General features: G+C 71.6%; 17 protein-coding genes. 6 read left to right on the forward strand and 11 right to left on the reverse strand.

The window, feature by feature from the left end:
• Positions 1–5 precede the first annotated feature (5 nt).
• Both CXH06_RS14080 and CXH06_RS14085 read left to right on the forward strand, forming a co-directional pair.
• On the forward strand, positions 6–932 hold the full coding sequence (locus CXH06_RS14080; protein ID WP_114855833.1) for a hypothetical protein: 927 nt from the start codon (positions 6–8) through the stop codon (positions 930–932).
• 158 nt (positions 933–1090) lie between these two features.
• Positions 1091–3577, forward strand: coding sequence for a polysaccharide lyase 8 family protein (locus tag CXH06_RS14085; protein WP_114855834.1), 2487 nt, complete (start codon positions 1091–1093; stop codon positions 3575–3577).
• 56 nt (positions 3578–3633) lie between these two features.
• Here CXH06_RS14085 and CXH06_RS14090 read toward each other — a convergent pair whose 3' ends face one another.
• From CXH06_RS14090 to fdxA, 3 genes are all read right to left on the reverse strand, one after another.
• Positions 3634–5031, reverse strand: a complete 1398-nt coding sequence (locus tag CXH06_RS14090; RefSeq protein ID WP_114855835.1) for a citrate synthase — start codon at positions 5029–5031, stop codon at positions 3634–3636.
• Positions 5032–5106: 75 nt separating this feature from the next.
• Entirely contained in the window at positions 5107–6285 is a 1179-nt protein-coding gene (dapC, locus tag CXH06_RS14095) for a succinyldiaminopimelate transaminase (RefSeq protein WP_114855836.1), read from the reverse strand.
• Between the two features lie 3 nt (positions 6286–6288).
• A complete protein-coding gene (gene fdxA / locus CXH06_RS14100) occupies positions 6289–6618 on the reverse strand; it encodes a ferredoxin (protein ID WP_114855837.1) in 330 nt (109 codons plus the stop codon).
• Between the two features lie 160 nt (positions 6619–6778).
• On the opposite strand from fdxA, the gene CXH06_RS14105 reads away from it, so the two are divergent.
• Complete coding sequence (locus CXH06_RS14105) at positions 6779–7051, forward strand: acetyltransferase (protein ID WP_114855838.1); 273 nt, start codon at positions 6779–6781, stop codon at positions 7049–7051.
• Here CXH06_RS14105 and CXH06_RS14110 read toward each other — a convergent pair.
• From CXH06_RS14110 to typA, 3 genes are read right to left on the reverse strand one after another with little or no spacing between them, the layout of a single operon-like run.
• Positions 6990–7586, reverse strand: a complete 597-nt coding sequence (locus tag CXH06_RS14110; RefSeq protein WP_232820366.1) for a CDP-alcohol phosphatidyltransferase family protein — start codon at positions 7584–7586, stop codon at positions 6990–6992. The genes CXH06_RS14105 and CXH06_RS14110 overlap by 62 nt on opposite strands.
• A gap of 4 nt (positions 7587–7590) precedes the next feature.
• Positions 7591–8031, reverse strand: a complete 441-nt coding sequence (locus CXH06_RS14115) for a hypothetical protein (protein WP_232820367.1) — start codon at positions 8029–8031, stop codon at positions 7591–7593.
• Between the two features lie 4 nt (positions 8032–8035).
• Positions 8036–9958 (reverse strand): translational GTPase TypA, encoded by a 1923-nt coding sequence (gene typA / locus CXH06_RS14120; protein ID WP_114855840.1) that lies wholly within the window; start codon positions 9956–9958, stop codon positions 8036–8038.
• 250 nt (positions 9959–10208) lie between these two features.
• Here typA and pgi point away from each other — a divergent pair, with 250 nt between their 5' ends.
• A complete protein-coding gene (gene pgi, locus CXH06_RS14125) occupies positions 10209–11906 on the forward strand; it encodes a glucose-6-phosphate isomerase (RefSeq protein WP_114855841.1) in 1698 nt (565 codons plus the stop codon).
• Between the two features lie 69 nt (positions 11907–11975).
• Here pgi and CXH06_RS14130 read toward each other — a convergent pair whose 3' ends face one another.
• Positions 11976–13373, reverse strand: a complete 1398-nt coding sequence (locus CXH06_RS14130; protein WP_232820368.1) for an MFS transporter — start codon at positions 13371–13373, stop codon at positions 11976–11978.
• 156 nt (positions 13374–13529) lie between these two features.
• Between CXH06_RS14130 and CXH06_RS14135 the strand changes: the two genes are divergently transcribed.
• A complete protein-coding gene (locus CXH06_RS14135; RefSeq protein ID WP_114855842.1) occupies positions 13530–15107 on the forward strand; it encodes a flotillin family protein in 1578 nt (525 codons plus the stop codon).
• 186 nt (positions 15108–15293) lie between these two features.
• Positions 15294–16322, forward strand: coding sequence for an ATP-dependent 6-phosphofructokinase (locus CXH06_RS14140; protein ID WP_114855843.1), 1029 nt, complete (start codon positions 15294–15296; stop codon positions 16320–16322).
• An 11-nt stretch (positions 16323–16333) separates the two neighbouring features.
• On the opposite strand, the gene CXH06_RS14145 is transcribed toward CXH06_RS14140, so the two are convergent.
• The 4 genes from CXH06_RS14145 to dnaE all read right to left on the reverse strand — a co-directional run bounded on the left by CXH06_RS14145 (position 16334) and on the right by dnaE (position 23212).
• Positions 16334–17542: an acyl-CoA dehydrogenase family protein gene (locus CXH06_RS14145; protein WP_114855844.1), complete on the reverse strand. Its 1209-nt coding sequence runs from the start codon at positions 17540–17542 to the stop codon at positions 16334–16336.
• A 51-nt stretch (positions 17543–17593) separates the two neighbouring features.
• Positions 17594–18628, reverse strand: coding sequence for an LCP family protein (locus CXH06_RS14150; protein ID WP_114855845.1), 1035 nt, complete (start codon positions 18626–18628; stop codon positions 17594–17596).
• Positions 18629–18729: 101 nt separating this feature from the next.
• Entirely contained in the window at positions 18730–19623 is an 894-nt protein-coding gene (locus CXH06_RS14155) for a LysR family transcriptional regulator (protein ID WP_114855846.1), read from the reverse strand.
• Between the two features lie 28 nt (positions 19624–19651).
• Positions 19652–23212 carry a DNA polymerase III subunit alpha gene (dnaE, locus tag CXH06_RS14160; RefSeq protein ID WP_114855847.1) on the reverse strand — a complete coding sequence of 1187 codons (3561 nt, stop codon included), beginning with the start codon at positions 23210–23212 and terminating at the stop codon, positions 19652–19654.
• Between the last annotated feature and the right edge of the window lie 62 nt (positions 23213–23274).

Consider the following 23274-nt stretch of genomic DNA (forward strand, 5'->3'; position numbering starts at 1 on the left):
ACGAGGTGGCGCGCCGAGCGGCCCGGGGCGGCGCCGCGCGCCACCTCGTCATCCCCCTGGTGCTGGTGCTGCTGCTCGTGGGCATCGCCGGGGGCTCCTACGTGGCGCTGCAGCGCTACGGCTCTCCCGCCCATACCGGGACCTGCGTCGCCACCGGCCTCGGCACCAGCCACCGCTACTCCACGGAGCGGACGGCCAATGCCGCGCTGATCAGTGCGACCGCCGTGGATCGCGGCATGCCGCCGCGGGCGGCCTCGATCGCCCTGGCCACGGCCTACCAGGAGTCGCAGCTGCGCAACATCGACTACGGCGACCGCGATTCGCTGGGGCTGTTCCAGCAGCGGCCGTCCCAGGGCTGGGGCAGCGAGGAGCAGATCATGGATCCGATCTACTCCACCAATCGCTTCTACGACGCGCTGGTGCAGATCGACGACTATGCCACGGGGGACATCAACGACGTCGCCCAGGCGGTGCAGCGCTCCGGCCATCCGGAGGCGTACCGCGACCACGAGACCGAGGGCCGTCTCTACGCCTCGGCGCTGACGGGGCAGTCCGGGGCGAACCTGGTGTGCACCCTCGACGCCGTCGGCGCCACCCGCTCCCCCGAGGAGGTCCGCGCCGAGCTGGTGCGGCAGTTCCCGCGCGCCTCCGAGTCGGGGCGCCTCTCCTCCGCGCTCGATGCCGCCTCCTCCGCGGCGGCCGAGGTCCCCGAGGACGCCGGAGCCACCGCCCTGGTCATCTCGGTGGGCGAGGACGACGCCCTGGGCTGGGCGGTCGCCAACTGGGCCGTCGCCCGCGCGGCCGAGGACGGCATCGTGCAGGTCTCCTACGCGGGACGCGCCTGGGATCGTGCGCGCTCGGCCGAGGACGGGGCGTGGGCGTCGGTGGAGGACCGCTCCCCCGGTCGCGTCGTGGTGCTCGTCGGGGGCTGAGCGCACGCTGCCCGGTCCTGGACGACGCCACGGATCACCCCGACCCTCTTGCGCACACCAGCTCACCGGTGATGTGATCCCTGCAGCACCGCGCGGTTAAACGTTTAGGACGCCGATGTCATGAGCGCTCCGCGCATCACGCAGGAGGACACCGCCCCATGCACCGCGACCATCTCGCGTCCGCTCCGACCCCCACGACGACCGGCTCCGACGCCCTGCGCCGCCGCAGCGTGCTCGCCGGCGGCGCGCTGTCGGCCCTCGCCCTCACCGCACCCCTGGAAGCGGTGGCCCGCGCCGCCCCCGGGACCGAGGAGGCCGCGGACTCGTCCTCGGATGCCGCGGAGCTCGAGTCCCTGGAGGAGCTGAGGACGCGCTGGCGCGATCTCCTCACCGGCGGTGAGGTGCCTACCGAGGACGGCCGGGTGACCGCCGCGCTGCAGCGCCAGGACGAGGCGGCCGAGGCCGCCCTGGAGGGCTTCTCCCCCACGGCGCCGCTCTGGGAGGACATCCCCTTCGGCAGCGACGCCGCGAACGTCTCGATGGCCCTCAGCCGGCTCCGCACGATCGCCCTAGCCTGGGCGACCCCGGGATGCCGCCGGCACGCGGACCCCCGGACGGGCACCGACCTCGCTCGCGCGCTGCAGGTGGTGAGCGAGGACGGGTATCACCCCGGGCGCGCCCCCGCCGGCAACTGGTGGTTCTGGGAGATCGGCGTGCCGAACCACCTGACGGACCTCGGCGTCCTGCTCCACGACGTCCTGCCCGAGGAGCTCCTGCTCGACCTCATGGACGCCATCGCCCACTTCGCGCCGGACCCGAACTTCCGCGGCCGGGGGACGAGCCTCCGCGAGACCGGGGCGAACCGGGTGGACAAGTCGCTGCGCTGCGCGCTGCGGGGCATCCTGCGCCTCGATCCCGCCGACGTCGCCCTGGCGCGGGACGCCCTGAGCGACGTCGACGGAGGCGGGAGCCGGAGCGTGTTCGGCTACGTCACCTCCGGCGACGGCTTCTACGAGGACGGCTCGTTCATCCAGCACGGGCGGCTGCCCTACGTCGGCACCTACGGCACCGTGGCCCTCTCCGGCATCTCCCGGGTGCTCCCCCTGCTGGCCGGATCGCCCTGGGAGGTCACCGACCCTGCGCAGAGCGTCATCCACGACGCCATCGAACGCAGCGTCGCCCCCTTCGTCTGGCAGGGCGTCATGATGGACACGGTGCGCGGGCGCGCCGTCTCGCGCCAGTCCGACAGCGGCTCGCGGAACGCCCTCAGCGCCGCACATTCGGCCCTCCTGCTCGCCCAGGGCGCCACCGGCGCGCTGCGCGAGCAGCTGCTGGGCAGGGCGATCGGCTGGATCACGACGATGCCCCTGGACATCGCAGAGGTCGCGAGCGTCGCGGAGATCTCCCGCTTCATCGCCGCGGAGAACACCGGGGCCGATCTGCTCCACGACGAGCCGGGGCTGGCCGTCTTCGCCGACCAGGAGCGCTTCGTGCACCGTCGGGAGGACTGGGCGTTCACCGTCTCGACCTCGTCCTCCCGGATCGGCCGCTACGAGTGGGGCAATCGCGAGAACGCGACCGGCTGGTACCAGGGCGACGGGGCGAGCTTCCTCCAGCTCGCCTCCGATCCCCAGCAGACGGACCTCCACTACTGGCCCACCGTCGATCCGTACCGCCTGCCGGGCACCACCGTGGAGATGTCCCCGCGCGAGAGCGGGCTGGCGGACGGCACCGGCATCCCGCGGGCGAGCGCCGACTGGGCCGGCGGCACGAGCGTGCTGGACTCCTACGGGGCCTGGAGCATGGACCATGTCGATCACGACGGGGCCCTCACCGGGCGCCTGTCCTGGTTCCTGCTCGAGGACATGGTGGTCACCCTGGGCGCCGGGATCACGTCCACGACCGCGGCCGAGGTCGAGACCAGCGTCGAGAACCGTGCCCTGCGCCACGGCACCCCCGTCCTGCGCGCCGACGGGGAGACGGTCGCAGCCGGGACCGACGAGGACGGGACCGTGCTCGAGGACCCCTCGTGGGTGCACCTGGAGGGCGTGGGCGGGTACGTCATGCTCGCCCCGCAGCGGGTGCGGGTCCGGCGCCGTGTGCGTCACGGCGCCTGGGAGGACATCAACCAGGGCTCCGACACGGGCGGTGATTCCGAGGTGCACGCCGTGACCTACGGGGAGGTCGCCGTGCTGCACGGCACCGCCCCCTCCAACTCCTCCTACGCCGTCGCCCTCGCCCCCACCGCCTCGGTGCGGACCACCCGGCGCATGGCGGAGCAGGCGGCGGAGGGCAGCGGCGTGCAGGTGGTGGCCAACGAGCGGGATGTCCAGTCCGTCAGCGTGCGCCTGCGCCCGGGGACCCTTCGCCTGGGGAACGCCTTCACCGCGGCGAGCATCCCCTGGCTGCGGACGGACGGGCCCGCGAGCGTGGCGCTCGTGGAGCGGCCCCGCTCCCTGGACCTGTCCGTGAGCGAACCCAGTCGCAGCGTCTCGGAGGTGACGGTGACCCTGCCGGGCCTGTCCGCCGCCGCCGTGGAGTCCTCGGACGACGCGGTCACGACCCTCTCGCTGGACCCGGTGACCCTTCGGATCGCGACCGGAGGCAGTCGCGGCGCCTCGCACCGGATCACCCTCGCCCGCTGAGCAGACGACGGCGCGGGCTCCCGATCCCGGTCGGGAGCCCGCGCCGTTCCTCGCCCTCAGTGGTCCAGGCGGCGCTCCTTGGCGAGCTGCTCCTGGTGCGCGCGGCGCTCCTCCTCCAGCTCGGAGGCGAGCTGCTCGAGGCGCAGCTCGGTGGTGCCGGTGCGGTCCTCCATGGGCACGTACTGGCGCTCGGTCTGACCCGTGTAGATCTGGCGCGGGCGGCCGATCTTGGTCTCCGGGTCGTGGACCATCTCCTGCCACTGCGCGATCCATCCGGGCAGACGCCCGATCGCGAAGAGCACGGTGAACATGTGCGTCGGGAAGCCGATCGCCTTGTAGATGATGCCGGTGTAGAAGTCGACGTTCGGGTAGAGCTTGCGCTCGACGAAGTAGTCGTCCTTCAGCGCGATCTCCTCGAGCTTCATCGCGAGCTCGAGGCGCTCGTCGTGGACGCCGAGGCGCTCGAGGAGGTCATCGGCGATCTTCTTGACGAAGGTCGCGCGGGGGTCGTAGTTCTTGTAGACCCGGTGGCCGAAGCCCATGAGGCGGATGCCGTCCTCCTTGCGCTTCACCTTCTCCATGAACTGGTGCGGGTCCAGGCCGTCGTCGCGGATGGCGTTGAGCATCTCCATGACGGCGGCGTTCGCGCCGCCGTGGGCGGGGCCGGAGAGCGCGCCGATGCCCGCGGAGATCGAGGTGAAGAGGTTCGCCTGCGCGGAGCCCACGAGGCGCACGGCGGAGGTCGAGCAGTTCTGCTCGTGATCGGCGTGCAGGATCAGCAGCTGCTCGAGCGCGCGCACCACGACCGGGTCCGCGATGTACTCCTCGACCGGGAACCCGAAGGTCAGGCGCAGGAAGTTCTCGATGAGCGAGAGGCGGTTGTCCGGGTACAGCAGCGCATGGCCCTGGGCGATGCGGTGCGCGTAGGCGGCCATCGTGGGCACCTTCGCGAGCAGGCGCACGGTGGAGAGCCGGGTCTGCTCCTCGTCGAAGGGGTCCAGGGAGTCCTGGTAGAAGGTCGACAGGCCCGAGACGCCGGACTGCAGCACGGCCATCGGATGTGCGTCGCGGGGGTAGCCGTCGAACATGCGCTTGAAGCGCTCGTCGAGCAGCGTGCGCCGCTCCACCTGGGCCTCGAAGCTCTCGAGCTGGCCCTTGGTGGGCAGCTCGCCGTTGATCAGCAGGTAGGAGACCTCGAGGAAGGAGGACTTCTCGGCCAGCTGCTCGATCGGGTACCCGCGGTAGCGGAGGATGCCCTCGTCACCGTCGATATAGGTGATCGCGGACTTCGTGTTCGCGGTGTTCATGAAGCCGGGGTCGTAGGTGACCTGTCCGGTCTCCGTGCGCAGCGGCCCCACGGCGATGCCGGAGTTGCCCTCCGCGGCCCGGACGATCGGGAGGTCGAGGGACTGCTCCCCCAGGGTGAGCTGAGCTGAGGTGGTCGCGGGATCCATGGGCTCTCCGTTGTGCGTTGTCGGATCGGTGGCGGCGCCGAGCACCGCGGGTCGTGACGCGCGAGGCGTCGGAGGTCAGGGGCGCTCGAGGCGCCGGGCGGCGGCGGCGATCCGCTCGTCGCTCGCGGTGAGGGCGACACGGACGAACCGTGCGCCCCCTTCACCATAGAACATCCCCGGGGCGACCAGGACACCACGGCCGGCGAGGTGGTCGACGGTCTCCATCGCCTCCTCGCCGAAGGTGGTCCAGAGGTACAGCCCGGCCTGGGAGCCGTGGATCTCACCGCCGGCGGCCCGCAGGGCGGGCTCCAGCACGGCCCGCCGGGCGCGATAGATCTCACGCTGCGCGGCCGGGGCCTCCTCGTCGCCGAGGGCCGCGGTCATCGCCGCCTGGATCGGCCCCGGGAGCATCATCCCGGCCTGCTTGCGCACGGCGAGCAGCTCGCCCACGAGCCCCGGATCGCCGGCGACGAAGGCCGCGCGGTATCCGGCGAGGTTCGACTGCTTCGACAGCGAGTACACGCACAGCACCCCGTCGAGGGAGCCGCCGTTCACCCGGGGGTCCAGGATCGAGGGGGACTCGTCGACGGTCCAGGGCAGCAGGGCGTAGCACTCGTCGGAGGCGACGACGATCCCGCGCTCGCGCGCCCAGCGCACGATGGCGGCGAGCTGGTCGACGTCCAGCACCTCGCCGGTGGGGTTGGAGGGGGAGTTCAGCCAGAGCAGCCGGATCCGCCCCGCGGCCGCGGCTCCGCCGAGCGCGGCATCGCCCTCGGCCGCGAGCGCCGCCATGTCCACGGCGAGCGGCTCGGCGCCCACGAAGCGGGCTCCCATGTCATAGGTGGGGTAGGCGATGTGCGGGAAGGCGACCGTCTCCCCCGGGCCGATGCCCAGCTGGAAGGGCAGATGGGCGACGAGCTCCTTGGAGCCGACGGTCGGCAGCACGCCGTCCACCCCCAGCTCGGCGGGGGCGCCGCGATAGCGGCGGACGAAGGCGACCAGCGCCTCGCGCAGCGCCGGGGTGCCGACGGTGGTCGGGTACCCGGCGCTGTCGGCGGCCTCGACGAGAGCGGTGCGGACCGAGGGCGGCGTCGGGTCGACGGGCGTGCCCACGGAGAGGTCCACGAGCCCCTCGGGGTGCGCGGCGGCACGCTGCTTCGCGGCGGCCAGGGCGTCCCAGGGGAAGGCGGGCAGGCGGGCGGCGAGACCCTGACGGGCCGCAGAGCCGCCGGCGGAGGGAGCGAGGGCGGCCACGGCTCAGTCCAGGGGGTTGGGCTGCGGGGGCAGGGCGGCGATGAGCGGGTGGTCCTTCTCGATCACGCCCATCTTCGCGGCGCCGCCCGGGGCGCCGAGGTCGTCGAAGAACTCGACGTTGGCCTTGTAGTAGTCCGCCCACTGGTCCGGGGTGTCGTCCTCGTAGAAGATCGCCTCGACCGGGCACACCGGCTCGCAGGCGCCGCAGTCCACGCACTCGTCCGGCTGGATGTACAGCGACCGGTTGCCCTCGTAGATGCAGTCCACGGGGCATTCGTCGACGCAGGCGCGGTCCTTCACGTCGACGCAGGGCAGAGCGATGACGTACGTCATGAGCGGCAACCTTCCGTCGGGATCGCCCTCCATCCTCTCATCCCGGATCGGGGTCGGACCGCTCCGGACACCCTCGTGACCAGGAGGTGATGCGATGCACAGGCACGCCGCGCCGCGGTCACCCTCGCGGGAGGGGCGCGGGCGGGGATAGCCTCGACCGATGACGAGGCACGAGGGCCATCGGGTCCGCGCCGGCTGGGCGCCCTTCCTCGAGGGCGGACGCCGCGTGGTCCTGCGCTATGCGATCGACCGGGAGTCCTCCCCGCACGGAGAGTCCATGACGGACGCGCTGGGGACGATCCTCGAGGCGGACGAGGCCGCCGTGCTGATGATGACGCGGCGCGGCCAGGTGCGGGTGCCGCGCGCCCTGGTCATCGCCGCGAAGGAGGTCCCTCCTCCGCCGGTGCGGCGGAGCGGGCCCGCCGCGCGCTGAGGACGTAGTCCGCCCCGGAGACGACGTGCAGAGCGACCGCGGCCCACAGGAGCGCCTGCCCGACCGGGACCCACGCCGGCGCCCAGGCCGCGAGCGCGACGAGCAGGAACACCGATCCCATCAGCGCGAAGGTGCGGACCTTGCCCAGGCGGGTGACCGGGACCCTCCCGCCCAGGGCCGAGCCGGAGACCAGCACCACGGTCGCCAGATCCACGACCACGATGATCGCCAGCGCCGTCCAGGGGATCAGGTCCATCACGGCCAGGGTCAGCACGATGCCCACCAGGCCCAGCCGGTCCGCGATCGGATCGAGGATCGCCCCGGTGCGGCTGGTCTGGTCCAGCACGCGGGCCAGCAGGCCGTCGACCCAGTCGGTGCCAGCCCAGACCAGCAGCAGCACCACCGCGAGCGTGCCCGGTCCCGCGTTCAGCAGCAGGCACAGCGGCACCAGGAGCAGCAGGCGGACCACGGTGACGAGGTTCGGGACCGTCGCCCAGTCGGGACGGCCCTCGCGCGCGGCCGGGATGTAGCCCACGGGGTCAGCGATTCCGGGCGCGGAGCCGGCGCGCCACGGTGATCGCCGCGGCGACGAGGAAGGGGATCCCCACCCCGAGGACCTGCACGATCCATCCGGCGTACTGCACCTGCTCGTCGATGACGGCGGGCAGCATCACGCCGCCGCCCGCCCCGCGCCCCAGGAAGGGCGAGGCCACCAGGCCCCAGAGCGCGCCGAGCACCACCAGCGGGAGCCGCGAGCCCGTCGCCGCGTACAGGAAGACGCACACGAGCACCTGGAACAGGGCACCGAACAGGAGCCCGGCGGGCAGGTCGAGGCCGAGCACCTCGATCCGGAGGCGATGCGTGGTGAGCATCAGCGGCGCGGAGATCAGCGTGAGCACGACCGCCATCGCCACCTGGGTCAGCCGGGTCCCGAGAGGGACCGCGGCGGCCGGCGGCGACGACGGCGGCGCGCTGGTCACGAGGTCACTTCCCGGACTTGGCCTTCGAGTGGGCGCGGCGCCGCTCGTTGGCATCGAGGATCACCTTGCGGATCCGCACGATCTCGGGGGTGACCTCGACGCACTCGTCCTCGTTGGTGAACTCGAGGGACTCCTCGAGGGTCAGGCGGCGCGGCGGCACGAGGTTCTCGAAGGAGTCGGCCGACGCGGCGCGCATGTTCGTCAGCTTCTTCTCCTTCGTGATGTTGACGTCCATGTCCTCGTTGCGCGAGTTCTCGCCCACCACCTGGCCGGCGTAGACCTCGGAGGTCGGCTCGACGAAGAAGGTGCCGCGCTCCTGCAGGTTGATCATCGCGAACGGGGTCACGGTCCCGGCCCGGTCGGCGACCAGCGACCCGCTGGCGCGGAACTCGATCTCCCCCATCCACGGCTCGTGCCCGTCGGCATAGGAGGAGGCGATGCCGTTGCCGCGGGTCTCGGTGAGGAAGCGGGTGCGGAAGCCGATCAGCCCGCGCGAGGGCACCACGAACTCCATGCGCACCCAGCCGGAGCCGTGGTTGCTCATGGTCTCCATGCGCCCCTTGCGGGAGGCCATCAGCTGCGTGATGGTGCCCAGGTACTCCTCGGGGACGTCGATGGTCATGCGCTCGACGGGCTCGTGCACCTTGCCGTCGATCTCGCGGGTGAGCACCTTCGGCTTGCCGACGGTCAGCTCGAAGCCCTCGCGGCGCATCTGCTCGACGAGGATCGACAGGGCCAGCTCGCCGCGGCCCTGGACCTCCCAGGCGTCGGGGCGCTCGGTGGGCAGCACCTTCAGGGACACGTTGCCCACCAGCTCGGCGTCCAGGCGGTCCTTGACCTGGCGGGCGGTGAGCTTATGGCCCTTGCCGTTCTTGCCGGCCAGCGGGGAGGTGTTGATGCCGATGGTCATCGAGATCGCGGGATCGTCGATCGTGATCAGCGGCAGCGGGCGGGGGTCGGCGAGGTCGGCGAGGGTCTCGCCGATCATGATCTCCGGGATGCCGGCGACGGCGACGATGTCGCCGGGCAGCGCCGCGCGGGTCATCGGCTCCCGGGCGAGCCCCTTGGTCTCCAGCAGCTCGGTGATCTTCACCTGCTTGGTGGTGCCGTCCTGGGTGCACCAGGCGACCTGCTGACCCTTGCTGAGCTCGCCGTTCTTGACCCTCAGCAGCGCGAGGCGGCCGAGGAACGGGGAGGCGTCGAGGTTCGTGACATGGGCCTGCAGCGGCATCTCGTCGTCGTACTCCGGGGCGGGGATCGACTCGAGGATGGTCTTGAACAGCGGCTCGACGGTCTCGTCGTCGGGCAGCTCGCCGTCCAGGGGCTGGGTCACGGAGGCGCGGCCGGCCTTGCCGGAGGCGTAGACCACCGGGACGTCGAGCACGGCGTCGAGGTCGATGTCGTCGACCTCCTCGGAGAGGTCCGAGGCCAGACCCAGCAGCAGGTCGGTCGACTCGCCGACGACCTCCTCGATGCGCGCGTCGGGGCGATCGACCTTGTTGACCACGAGGATCACGGGCAGCTTCGCGGCGAGCGCCTTGCGCAGCACGAAGCGGGTCTGGGGCAGCGGACCCTCGGAGGCGTCCACCAGCAGCACCACACCGTCGACCATCGAGAGCCCGCGCTCGACCTCGCCGCCGAAGTCGGCGTGGCCGGGGGTGTCGATGACGTTGATGGTGATGCCGCCGGGCTCGCCGGCCGCGGCCGCCGAGGGGCCGACGTACCGGATCGCGGTGTTCTTCGCGAGGATCGTGATGCCCTTCTCGCGCTCGAGCTCCCCGGAGTCCATCGCCCGCTCGTCGTGCTTGTCCCGCTCGCCGAAGGCGCCGCCCTGGGTGAGCATGGCGTCGACGAGGGTGGTCTTGCCGTGGTCGACGTGGGCGACGATGGCGACGTTTCGCAGGTCGGTGCGGCGGCGGAGAGTCATACGCAGGTGCTCGTTTCAGGTTGCGCGAGAGGGCGAGGGACCGAGCAGCGCCCGGCCGCGCCCCGGGGACACGGCCCGCTCCAGGGCCCTGGCGAGTCTATCCGCCGAGAGGCCCGCGCCACAGAGGCCCGGATGAGACCTTCGACGCCCTCGGCAGCCGGCGCGGGCCCGTCGTGACCGGATGGTGACCTCGGGGCCCGGGACCCGGCGACCGGGCGCGTCGCAGGCCGATGCGGTGTTCAATGGACACATGAACCCTGCCACCTCGCCGTCCGCCGCACCCGTCGACCCCACCGCCACCGCCGCCTGGGGCGAGCTCGAGGCGCACAACATCGAGCTCACCGGCTCCCTGCGCGAGTGGTTCGATGCCGATCCCCGCCGCGCCGAGACCTTCACGCACGACGCCGCGGACCTCCGCGTCGACCTCTCCAAGAACCTCGTCACGCCCCGGACCCGCGAGCTGCTGCTGCAGCTCGCGCAGGAGGTGGGGGTCGAGGCGCGCCGCGACGCGATGTTCGCCGGCGCCCACGTCAACACCACCGAGGACCGAGCCGTCCTCCACACGGCCCTGCGCCGACCCTCCGGCGCCTCCCCCGCCCTCGAGGTCGACGGGCAGCAGATCGACGCGGACGTCCAGGAGACCCTGCAGCGGGTCTACGACTTCGCCCGCTCGGTCCGCTCGGGCGAGTGGACGGGCGTGACCGGCAAGCGCATCGAGACCGTGGTGAACATCGGGATCGGGGGCAGCGACCTGGGGCCGGTGATGGTCTACGAGGCGCTCAAGCCTCTGGCGCAAGACGGCCTGAGCGCCCGCTTCCTGTCCAACATCGACCCGACCGACGCCTACGAGACGACGAGGGACCTCGACCCCGAGACCACCCTGGTCATCGTCGCCTCCAAGACCTTCACGACCCTCGAGACGCTGACCAACGCGCGCCTGGTGCGCCAGTGGCTGCTGACGGGGCTGCGGGAGCAGGCGGGCCTGACCGCGGAGCAGGAGGAGGAGGCCGTCGCCAAGCACTTCGTCGCCGTCTCCACCGCCCTGGACGAGGTCGAGGCCTTCGGCATCGATCCGCGCAACGCCTTCGGGTTCTGGAACTGGGTGGGCGGCCGCTACAGCGTCGACTCCGCGATCGGGACGGTGCTCGCGACGGTGCTGGGCCCCGAGGTCTTCGAGGAGCTGCTGGCCGGGTTCCACGCGATGGACGAGCACTTCGCCGCCGCGCCGGCCGCGCAGAACGTGCCGCTGCTGATGGGGCTGCTGAACGTGTGGAACGTGAACTTCCTCGAGGCGGAGACCCACGCGGTGCTGCCCTACTCGCAGTACCTGCACCGCTTCCCCGCCTACCTCCAGCAGCTCACCATGGAGTCCAACGGGAAGTCCGTGCGCTGGGACGGCTCGCTGGCCACCACCGAGACCGGCGAGGTGTTCTGGGGCGAGCCCGGCACGAACGGCCAGCACGCCTTCTACCAGCTGATCCACCAGGGCACGCGCATCGTCCCGGCGGACTTCATCGCCTTCGCGAGCCCGAACCACGCCCTCGCCGACGGCGAGCAGGACGTCCACGAGCTGTTCCTCGCGAACTTCTTCGCCCAGACCAAGGCGCTCGCCTTCGGCAAGACCGCCGAGGAGGTGCGCGCCGAGGGCACCGAGGGCCCGCTGGTCGCGGCCCGCGAGTTCTCCGGGGACCGGCCCACCACCTCGATCATGGCCCCGGCCCTGACCCCCTCGGTGCTGGGTCAGCTGATCGCGCTGTACGAGCACATCACCTTCGTCCAGGGCGTGGTGTGGGGCATCAACTCCTTCGACCAGTGGGGCGTGGAGCTCGGCAAGCAGCTGGCCAAGGGCCTGGCCGGCGCAGTCGCCGGCGACGAGGAGGCCATCGCCGCCGAGGACGCCTCCACCGCGGGCCTGATCCGCTACTACCGCGAGCACCGCCGGGACTGAGCGGCCGGCGGCGGTCCCTCTCGCCGCGGCGCGGGGCGGCCGCCCCGCGCCGCGGCCCTGGCGCGTCGATCAGGCGAGGTAGTCGACCTCGCGGGTCTCCGGGGCGATCAGCAGGGCGATGACGGTGACGACGGCGGCGAGCACGAGGTAGCCGCCGACCAGCCACAGCGACCCGCCGTCCAGCTGCCACAGCGCGATCATCGCGTAGGGAGCGGGGGCGGCGCCGATCACCGAGGCCAGGTTGTAGCTGACCGCGCTGCCCGTGTAGCGGACGTCCGCGTGGAACATCTCCGGCAGGAACGCGGCCATCGGCCCGAAGGTCAGCCCCATCAGGGTGAAGCCGAGGATCAGGGCGGCCATCACACCGACGGTGCCGGCGTGCATCAGCGGCTCGATCAGCAGACCGAAGACGGCGATGCCGGCGGTCACCGCGAGCAGCAGGCGCCGACGCCCCAGGCGATCGGCGAGCGGACCGGAGACCAGCGTGAAGATGCCGAAGAACACGACGCCGATGATCAGCATGGTGAGGAACTGCGGGCGCGCGTAGCCGAGGCCCGGGACGAAGGCGGCGGGGTCGAAGGCCTGGCCGGCGGCCTCGGCGGCGGACCGCGCCGACTCCTCGTCGGCCGCCGTGGTGCCCACGACCATGAGGAACGCGGTCATCAGGTAGAAGAGCACGTAGGTCGCCACCATCGCGAGGGTGGCGAGGATCAGCGGCTTCCACGCGGTGGCGGCGACGCGCTTGATCGGGACGGCCGCGACGCGCTCCTCGTCGAGGACCCGCTGGAAGGCGGGGCTCTCCATGAGCCGCAGACGCACCCACAGGCCCAGGACCACCATGACGGCGGAGAGCAGGAAGGGGACGCGCCAGCCCCAGGCCAGGAACTGCTCATCGGTCAGCTGCAGGCTGAGCACCACGAAGAGCACGTTGGACAGGATGAAGCCCAGCGGGGCGCCGAGCTGCGGGAAGGTGCCGTACAGCGCCCGCTTGCCCGGCGGGGCGTTCTCCGTCGCGAGCAGGGCCGCCCCGGACCACTCCCCGCCCAGGCCCACGCCCTGGCAGAAGCGCAGGAGCACCAGGATGCTCGGGGCGAGGACCGCGAAGCCGGGCGTCGAGGCGGTGGGGAGGACCCCGATGAGGAAGGTCGCGATGCCCATCACCAGCAGGCTCGCCACCAGCGTGGCCTTGCGCCCCACCCGGTCTCCGAAGTGGCCGAAGATCAGAGAGCCCAGCGGGCGTGCCACGAAGGCCACGCCGAAGACCGCGAAGGAGCTCAGCAGCTGGTTCGTCGGCGTCTGGGTGGGGAAGAACAGGGCCGGGAAGACGAGTGAGGCCGCGGTCGCATAGGCGTAGAAGTCGAAGAACTCGATGGTCGTCCCGACCATCGAGGCGGTGATGACCCGACCGCGGGTGTTGGCGGGGGCGGCGGCGGGCGCGGAGCCTGGGGGATGCTGGGTAGTGGTCACGGGGAGGGACCCTAGGGACAGTGGTCCATCATACGGACCCTCGTTCCACAGTGCGAGACTGACGGGCTGTGGTCTCACCTCCGCGATCCGCAGGGCGGTCGAGCGGCCCCGGTGGAAGAATGGGCGGCGCGTGCCAGCGCTCATCGAGGGGGAACCATGGAACTGCTCCTGACCATCATCGGCGTGATCGTCGCGGTGGCGATCATCGTGCTCATCGGGATGCTCATCCTGATGCGCAGCTATCGCATCGCGGCGCCCAACGAGGCGCTGATCATCACCGGCCGCAACGCCAGATCGAGCCCCACCGGGGACATCGACCTGGAGTCCGGCAGCGCCCGGGTCGTCATCGGCGGGCGCGCGATCGTGCGCCCGATCCTCGACCGCGCCTTCGTGCTCTCGCTGAGCTCGCGCCAGATCCCGGTCGAGGTGGAGGGCTACTCGATGAACGGCATCTTCCTGCGGCTGCGCGGCGTGGCGCAGGTGAAGGTGGGCGGGAACATCGAGGACGTGCGCAAGGCCTCCCAGCGGTTCCTCGACCAGCAGCAGCAGATCGATCAGTACACCCAGGAGATCCTCTCGGGCACGCTGCGCGCCGTGGTCGGCACCCTGACGGTCGAGCAGATCATCCGCGACCGGGCCTCCTTCGCCAACCAGGTGCAGGCCGAGGCCGAGCACTCGATGAACAACCAGGGCCTGGTCATCGACACCTTCCAGATCTCCGCAGTCGAGGACGACGGGTCCTACCTGCGGGACTGGGGCCGCCCCGAGGCGGCGCTGGTGGCCAAGCGCGCCGCCATCGCGGAGTCGGACGCGAACCGGGAGTCCACCCAGGCCAAGAACCTCAACCTCCAGCAGGAGGCGGAGTCGAAGCAGGCCTTCGACATCCGCAATGCGGAGATCAAGGAGCAGACCGACGCCCGCCAGGCCGCGGCCGACGCCGCCGGCCCGCTGGCCCGAGCGGCGCAGCAGCAGAAGATCATCGAGCAGGAGGAGCTCATCGCGGTCCGCAACAACGATCTGCGGGAGAAGCAGCTGATCGCCGAGGTCCACAAGCCGGCCGAGGCGAAGCGCTACGCCGAGCAGCAGGATGCGGACTCCAAGAAGTACGCGCACATCGCCGAATCGGAGGCCCAGCTGCAGGACGAGCGCAACCGCGCCGACGCCCGCAAGGTCTCCGCGGATGCCGAGGCCCACTCCATCGAGGCCCGCGGCCGCGCCGAGGCCGAGGTCGAGCTCCAGCGCCGCTCCAAGGATGCCGAGGCGGTCCGTCTCGAGGGCGAGGCCCAGGCCGATTCGCTGCGCGCCCAGGGCGAGGCCGAGGGCGCCTCCATCCGCGCCCGCGGCGATGCGGAGGCGGAGACCACGCGGGCCCGCGCCGAGGCCTACAAGCAGTTCAACGACGCCGCGGTGCTCGCCCAGGTGCTCGAGGTGCTGCCGCAGGTCGCGAACGAGCTGGCCGCCCCGTACTCGAACATCTCGAACCTCTCGGTGTACTCCACCGACGGCGAGTCGAAGATCGGCCAGAACATCTCCGTGGGTCTCGCCCAGGTGCTGGACATGGTCCGCTCCACCACCGGCGTGGACTTCCAGGACACCCTGCGGCGCGCCGCGGAGGGCGGCCGCGTGGTGCGCGAGCAGGACGAGCAGGCGGGCACCACGGAGCCCTCTCCCTCGCCGACCGCCCTCGACGCCCCCGGTGACGCCGACGACGCGGTGGAGACCGGGAGCGCCTGAGCTCCGCGCGGCGCCGCGGGACCCTCCCGGACCGCCGCTGATCGCCCCGGTGGCTCCGCAGGGAGCCGCCGGGGCGCTCCTGCGTCCGGGCCCGCGCCCGGACGCCGTCCGCCGCCGAGCCGGCTTATAGGGTGGGGGCGTCGACCGCGGCCCCGTGCACGTCGAGCGAGAGAAGGGCATCCCCGCATGAAGATCGGAATCCTCACCTCGGGCGGAGACTGTCCCGGACTGAACGCCGTGATCCGCGCCGCGGTGATCACCGGAGACAAGCTGTTCGAGGACGAGTTCATCGGGTACCGGGACGGCTGGCGCGGCGTCATCGAGGACGACTGGATGACGCTCCCCCGGCGCCGCGTGCGGGGCATCGGGCGGATCGGCGGCACCATCCTGGGCACCTCACGCTCCAACCCCTTCGCCGACGGCGAGGACGGCGCCGAGATCGTGCGCCGCCACATGGACGAGCAGGACGTGGACGCGCTGCTCGCGATCGGCGGCGACGGCACGCTGTCCACGGCCCACCGGCTCTCGGAGGCGGGGATCCCCGTGGTGGGCGTCCCGAAGACGGTCGACAACGACCTCGACGCCACCGACTACACCTTCGGGTTCAACACCGCCGTCGAGATCGCGACCGAGGCGCTGGACCGACTGCGCATGACGGGCGACTCCCACCACCGGTGCATGGTCGCCGAGGTGATGGGCCGCTCGGTGGGATGGATCGCGCTGCACTCGGGGATGGCGGCCGGTGCCCACGTGATCTGCCTGCCCGAGTTCCCGCTGTCGCTGGACGAGCTCTGCGGCCACGTGCAGTCCGCCTACGACCGCGGCCGCGCGCCGCTGGTCGTGGTCGCCGAGGGGTACGTGCCCCGCGATGCTCCCGAGGGCTTCATGGACTACGACCTCGACGAGTTCGGCCGACCCCGCTTCGGCGGCATCGCCGAGGTGCTCGCCCCGCTCATCGAGGAGCGTCTGGGCATCGAGTCGCGGGCCACCGTCCTGGGGCACATCCAGCGCGGCGGGGAGCCGACGGGCTACGACCGGGTGCTCTCGACACGCCTGGGCACCAGCGCCGTCGATCTCGTGCACTCCGGCGGGTTCGGTCGCATGGTCGCGCTGCGCGGCACCGAGATCGTCGACGTCCCGCTCAGCGAGGCGATCGACAGCGTCAAGCGCGTGCCGGAGCCCCGCTGGCGCGAGGCGAGGACGCTCTTCGGCTGACGCGAGCGCCCTCAGCGCGGGAGGACCGGCCGATCGGCCCCGATCTCGCCCAGCAGCGCCTTCGCGTAGGAGGCGTGCACGGACTCCTCGTCGGAGGGGTGGTACATGCCGGCGCGCACGTCGCGGGAGAGCCTCTCCAGCTCGCTGCGGCGGAAGTACTGGGCGCCGCCGCTGGCGCGCAGCACCTGGTCGACCGCCCGGATCGCGGTCTCGGTGGAGCGCGACTTGACCCCCGACAGGTGCAGGAACCAGCGTGCGCCGTGGTCGGTGATCCCGACGCCGCCCTCCCCGAGCCCCAGGGCGTCGAGGTCCGCCAGGAGCTTCTCGGTCTGCAGGATCGCGCCGTCCACCCCGATCGCCGCGTCCGCCAGGCGCCATCGGGTGTCCGGATCGTCCGCGTGCATGATCCCCGTGGTGAGGCTGCGCCGAGTGGTCGCGATCCGGGCCCCGACGGTGACCGCGCGCTCCGCGATGCCCGTGTAGGCCGAGGCGATGAGCAGCTCGAAGGCTCCGAACACGCCCATCACGAAGGGGTCCGCGTTGGGGCCGACGGGCGTGCGGGTCAGCACCCGCTCGGACGGGATCCTCGCGCCGTGCAGGCGGGTGGTCCGGGACTGCGAGGCGCGCATGCCGTGCGTGTCCCAGTCGTCGAGCACCTCGATGCCGTCGCCGCGCTCGAGCACCCCGATCACGAGGCTCGGATCGACCTGGGTGGGCTCGGCGACGCGTCCGTGGACCACCAGGCGATCCCAGGCCGGGGCCAGGGAGGTGAAGATCTTGGTGCCGGTGAGACGGTAGCCGCCGTCGGGCGCGGCCTCGGCGGTGGTCGAGGAGTCGAAGAGCATCGCGTCGTTGCCGGCCTCGGAGATGCCGAAGGCATGCAGGTGCCCCGCCGCGGCGTCCTCGAGCACGCTGCGCGCCGAGTCCTGGCCGCGACGGTGGGCGTGCAGCGCCGCACCGGTGACGACCAGGTGCATGCCCATCGCCAGGGCGGTCGCGGGCGCGGCCCGGGCCAGACGGCGCTGCACGCGGCCGGCTTCCAGCAGGCTCGCGCCCGTCCCTCCGAGCTCCGCGGGCACCAGCAGGCGCAGGTATCCGCGCTCGCGCAGATCCTCCAGGTCCTCTCCCGGGAAGGTGTTCTCGCGGTCGTGGACCTCCGCGCGCTCGCGGAAGGTGTCCAGCAGGTCGTCGGGCAGCAGGTCCTCGGCGAAGGGGCTCATGGGGTCACGCTAGTCCAGCGCGCCCCGTCGGCCCCTGCACCAGCGCCATGATCACGCGGCGGCGGGCAGGGGACGGTCCTCGGCCAGGGCGTCGAAGACCGCCTGGGCGTCCTCGGCGGGCACCACCCGGTTCGGGTCGCTGGGCGCCGCTCCCCAGGGCATGGTGGTCACGGTGATCTCCGCGGGATCCACGGCGCCCAGGCGTGCGCCGAGCGCCGCCATCTCCCGCATCGAGCCCAGGTGCTCGTCCACGGTGACGGCGCTCGTCACCGCCTCGAGGAGGGAGTACAGCATGTCCGGGCGGGTGAGCAGGTGCCGCTCCTCCACCCGGGCGGCCAGGGCGTCCAGGAGCATCTGCTGGTGCTCCAGGCGGGCGATGTCGCTGCCGTCGCCCACGGCGTGACGGGTGCGGAAGAGCGCCAGGGCGTCGCGGCCGTCGACGGTCTGCGCTCCGGCCGGCAGATCGAGATCGGCCCGGGGGTCCGTCATCGGCTCCGGCAGATCCACCGGCAGTCCGTCCAGGGCATCGACGATCTCGGCGAAGCCGTCGAAGTCCATCTCCACGAAGTGGTCGATGCGCACCCCGCTGAGCTCCTCGACCGCGACGACGGAGCAGGCGGGGCCGTGCGCGAGCGCCGCGTTGATCATGCCGCGGCCGCCCGAGCTCGCCCCGTAGCCGGTGTCACGGCACGCCGGCAGGTCCATGAGCGTGTCCCGGGGGATCTGCACGGCGTCGACCCGGGAGTCGTCCTCGGCGAGGTGGACGAGGATCAGCGCATCGCTGCGGCCGCGATCCCCGGTGTCCCGTCCACCCAGGTCCCGGGTGTCGGAGCCGATCACCAGGACGTTCAGCGCTCCCGTGGCCGCGGCGGTCTCCTGCCCGCGATCCACGGTGCCGGCCCGCAGGGGTTCCACCGAGAGATTGTCGCGCAGGCCGGAGACGGCGAGAACCAGGAGCACGGCGAGGCACAGGAGCACGGCGAGCCCTCCGACCAGCAGGACGCGCCGCCGGCGGACGAGGGAGGGCGCGTGCCGATACCGGACGCCGCCGGCGTGGTGGCTCGGACCGTTCGTCCCAGGGTGCATCGTTCCGTCTCCTCGCCTCACGGTGGTCTGGCCGAGGACGAGCCAAACATGGGGCCCCAGGTCCGTCCAATAGCCCTCCCGCCAGGATCGATGCACTGAGGCTATACGTCGAGCGGGGAGCTCCTCCCCTGCCGCAGCAGGGTCAGGAAGGTCTCCACCGCCGGGGGACCCGCCCCGTCGCGTCGGTGGAGGACGCCGATCGATCGCTGCATCCCCATCGGCAGCGAGGCGACCCGTGCCCCTGCGCCGCGGGCGGCGAGCGCGAGGTCGTCGGGGACGATGGTGGCGCCGTCGCAGGCCAGCGCGAGCGGCACCAGGGCGTCGCGCACCGAGGTGGTCACCGTGCGCGGCGGGCGGAGGTCGTAGGCGCTGTAGGCCGCCTCGGCCACCGCACGGATCGAGGTGCCGCGCGGGAGCGTCACCAGGGAACGCTCCCGCAGCTCCTCCCGGGTGAGGATCTGACGCTCGTCAGCCGGCTCCTCGGGCAGGACGGCCACGAAGGTCTGCACCGCCACGGGCGCCACCAGCAGGTCGCCGGGCACGCCGTCGTCGATCCCGAACCCCAGGTCCGCACGTCCCGCGCGGAGGGCGTCGATCAGCTGGGCGGAGTCGTCGACGGCGAGCACGTCGATCCGCACGCCCGGATGCGCGCGGTGGAAGGCGCCGATGTGCTGCGGCGCCCGGGTGGCCAGCAGCGAGGGCAGCCCGACGATCCGCAGGGTGCCGCCGGCGAGCGCCCGCTCGGCGGCCATCGACGCGATCAGCTCCTCGCGCTCGCGGAGGATCCGGCGGGCGGCGACGAGCGCGCCGCGACCCGCATCGCTGAGCTCCATGCGCCGGCCGACGGGCACGAAGAGGGCGGCTCCCAGGACCTGCTCGAGCCCGCGGATGCGCCGGGACAGGGAGGGCTGGGCGACCCCCAGCGCTCCGGCGGCCTCGGTGAAGGACCCCTCGTCGGCCACGGCCACGAGCGCCTCGAGCTGCGGGATGCTCATGCGCGGGACCGTCGCGGCACGGGCGCCGTCACTGCAGGCAGCTCGGCCCCAGCAGCGTCTTCAGCGAGGCGTACAGCGCGGCCGAGGGGGTGACCGAGAGGCGCTTGTCCAGCTGCATCAGGGTGGTGCGGCCGGGCTCCTGCAGGCGCAGACGGACCTCGCTCGAGCCCGGATTGTCCTCGAGCACGCCGCGCAGCTGCTGGACCACGCCCTCGCTGGCCCGCATCGCCGGCAGCGCGATGACCACGGGGCCGTCGGCCCCTCCCCCGGTCTCCGGGATCGTCATCTCCATGACCCGCAGCTCGGGCATGCCCTTGGAGGTGTCCACGCGCCCCTTCATCGAGACGATGAGGTCCTCGGCGAGCTCGGTCGCGACGGTCTGGTAGGTCGAGGGGAACAGCAGGCAGTCGATCGAGCCCTCGAGGTCCTCGACGGTGGCGATCGCCCACATGTCCCCCTTCTTGGTGGTCTTGCGCTGCAGGGTGGTGATCAGCCCCGCGATCGTCACCATGGCGCCGTCCTCGACCGCGCCGTCGTCCGCGAGCGCGCTGATCGAGGTCGAGGAGTTCTGCGCGATGACGTGCTCGAGCCCGTACAGGGGGTGATCGGAGACGTACAGACCGAGCATGTTGCGCTCGAAGGCCAGCTTCTCCTTGCGGTCCCACTCGGGCAGGTCCGGGATCACGATGGTCGCGGCGGACCCGCTGGCCATCTCCTCCTGCCCGTCGCCCCCGCCGCCGAAGACATCGGCGAAGAGGTCGTACTGGCCCTGGGCCTCCTTGCGCTTGACGTCGACCACGGAGTCGACGGCGTCCTCGTGGATCAGGACCAGGGAGCGGCGGTTGTGGCCGAGGGAGTCGAAGGCGCCGCCCTTGATGAGGGACTCGATGGTGCGCTTGTTGCACACGGTCAGCGGGACCTTGTCCAGGAAGTCCGTGAAGGAGGTGAAGGCGCCCTTCTCCTCCCGGGTCCGGATGATCTCCTCGACCACCTGGGCGCCGACGTTGCGGATCGCCGAGAGGCCGAAGCGGATGTCCTCGCCGACGGCGGAGAAGTACAGGTCCGACTCGTTGACGTCCGGGGGCAGCACCGTGATGCCGCGGTGCCGGCAGTCGCCGAGGTACAGGCCCAGGCGGTCGCGGTTCTCCTGGGTGGAGGTCAGCAGCGCGGCCATGTACTCGGTGGGGTGGTTCGCCTTGAGGTACGCGGTCCAGTAGGAGACCACGCCGTAGGCGGCCGAGTGCGACTTGTTGAAGGCGTAGTCCGCGAAGGGCAGCAGCGTCTCCCACAGCGCCTGGACCGCGGCCGCGGAATAGCCGTTCTGGGTCATGCCCGCCTCGAAGGAGACGTACTGCTTGTCCAGCTCCGCCTTCTTCTTCTTGCCCATGGCGCGGCGGAGGATGTCCGCCTGGCCCAGGGAGTAGCCGGCGACCTTCTGCGCCGTCTGCATGACCTGCTCCTGGTAGACCAGCACGCCGTAGGTCTCGCCGAGGATCTCCGCGAGCGGCTCCTCGAGCTCGGGGTGGATCGGGGTGATCTCCTGCAGGCCGTTCTTGCGCAGCGCATAGTTGGTGTGGGAGTTCATGCCCATCGGTCCCGGGCGGTACAGCGCCGAGACCGCGGTGATGTCCCCGAACTGGTCCGGCTTCATCTGGCGCAGCAGGGTGCGCATGCCGGAGCCGTCGAGCTGGAAGACGCCGAGGGTGTCGCCCTTCTGGAGCAGGGTGTAGGTCGCCGGGTCGTCGAAGGGCAGGGTCTCCAGGTCCGGAGGGGTCTTCCCGTTGCGCTCCATGTTCTGGACCGCGTCGGAGAGCACCGTGAGGTTGCGCAGCCCCAGGAAGTCCATCTTCAGCAGGCCCAGCGTCTCGCAGGTGGGGTACTCGAACTGGGTGATGATCTGCCCGTCGGAGGGGCGGCGCATCATCGGGATGATGTCCGTCAGCGGTTCGCTGGACATGATGACCGCGCAGGCGTGGACGCCCCAGCCGCGGGTCAGGCCCTCCACGCCGGTGGCGATCTCGACGACCTTCTTCACGTCCGGGTCCTCGTCGTGGATCCGGCGGAACTCCCCCGCCTCCGCGTAGCGCTTGTGCTCGGGGTCGAAGATCCCCTTGAGGGGGATGTCCTTGCCCATCACGGCCGGCGGCAGCGCCTTGGTGAGCTTGTCGCCCATCGCGAAGGGGTAGTCGAGCACCCGCGCGGCGTCCTTGAGGGAGTTCTTCGTCTTCATGACGCCGTAGGTGATGACCTGGGAGATGCGGTCGTCGCCGTACTTCCGCTCGACGTACTCGATGACCTCGCCGCGGCGGCGATCGTCGAAGTCGACGTCGAAGTCCGGCATGGAGACGCGGTCGGGGTTCAGGAACCGCTCGAACAGCAGGCCGTGCTCGAGCGGGTCCAGATCGGTGATGCGCATGGCGTAGGCGACCATCGAGCCGGCGCCGGAGCCACGGCCGGGACCCACCCGGATGTCCTGCTCCTTGGCCCACTTGATGTAGTCGGAGACCACCAGGAAGTAGCCCGGGAAGCCCATCTGCAGGATGACGCCCACCTCGTAGTCGGCGCGCTTCTGGACGTCGTCGGGGATCCCGGCGGGATAGCGGTACTCGAGCCCGCGCTGGACCTCCTTGACGAACCAGGACTCCTCGTCCTCACCGGGAGGGGTGGGGAAGTGGGGCATGTAGTTCGCGCCCTCGTCGGTGGTGCGGAACTCCACCTCGCACATCTCGGCGATGCGCAGGGTGTTGTCGCAGGCCTCGGGGAACTCGCGGAACAGCTCGCGCATCTGCCGCGCGGACTTCAGGAAGTATCCGGAGCCGCCGAACTTGAACCGATCGGGGTCGTTCAGCCGGGAGCCGGAGTTGATGCACAGCAGGACGTCCTGGATCGTCGCGTCCTGCTCGGTGACGTAGTGGAGGTCGTTGGTGGCCACCAGCGGCGCGCCGACGGCCTTCGCGACCTCGAGCAGGTCCTTCGTCACCCGCTTCTCGATGTCGAGCCCGTGGTCCATGAGCTCGATGAAGTAGTTCTCCTTCCCGAACATGTCCTGGAAGTCGCCGGCGGCCTTGACGGCCTCGTCGAACTGCCCCAGGCGCAGCCGGGTCTGGACCTCGCCGGAGGGGCATCCGCTGGTGGCGATGAGCCCGTCCGAGTACTTCGCGAGGATCTCGCGGTCCATCCGCGGCCACTTGCCCATCTGACCGTCCAGCGAGGCGGCGGAGGCGAGGCGGAAGAGGTTGTGCATGCCCGGCGTGGACTTCGACAGCAGGGTCATGTGGGTGTAGGCGCCGCGGGCCGAGACGTCGTCCCCGGCGGCCTGCTGCTCCTTGGTGCCCCACTGCACGCGGGTGCGGTCGTGGCGGCTGGTCCCCGGGGTCACGTAGGCCTCGACGCCGACGATCGGCTTGACGCCCGCGTCCGTCGCCGCCTTGTAGAACTCGTAGGCGCCGAACAGGTAGCCGTGGTCCGTGATCGCCACCGCGCTCTGGCCCTGGTTCACGGTCTCGGCGACCAGTTTGTCGATCTTCGCGGCCCCGTCCAGCAGGGAGTAGTCGGTGTGGACATGGAGGTGCACGAAGTCGTCGGACATGCCCTCCAGGGTAGCCCTCGGCGGCGTCGGGAGAGGCGCCGTGAAGGGGTCGGCGAGGTCAC

This window comes from Brachybacterium sp. YJGR34 (assembly GCF_003347015.1).
Lineage (GTDB): Bacteria > Actinomycetota > Actinomycetes > Actinomycetales > Dermabacteraceae > Brachybacterium.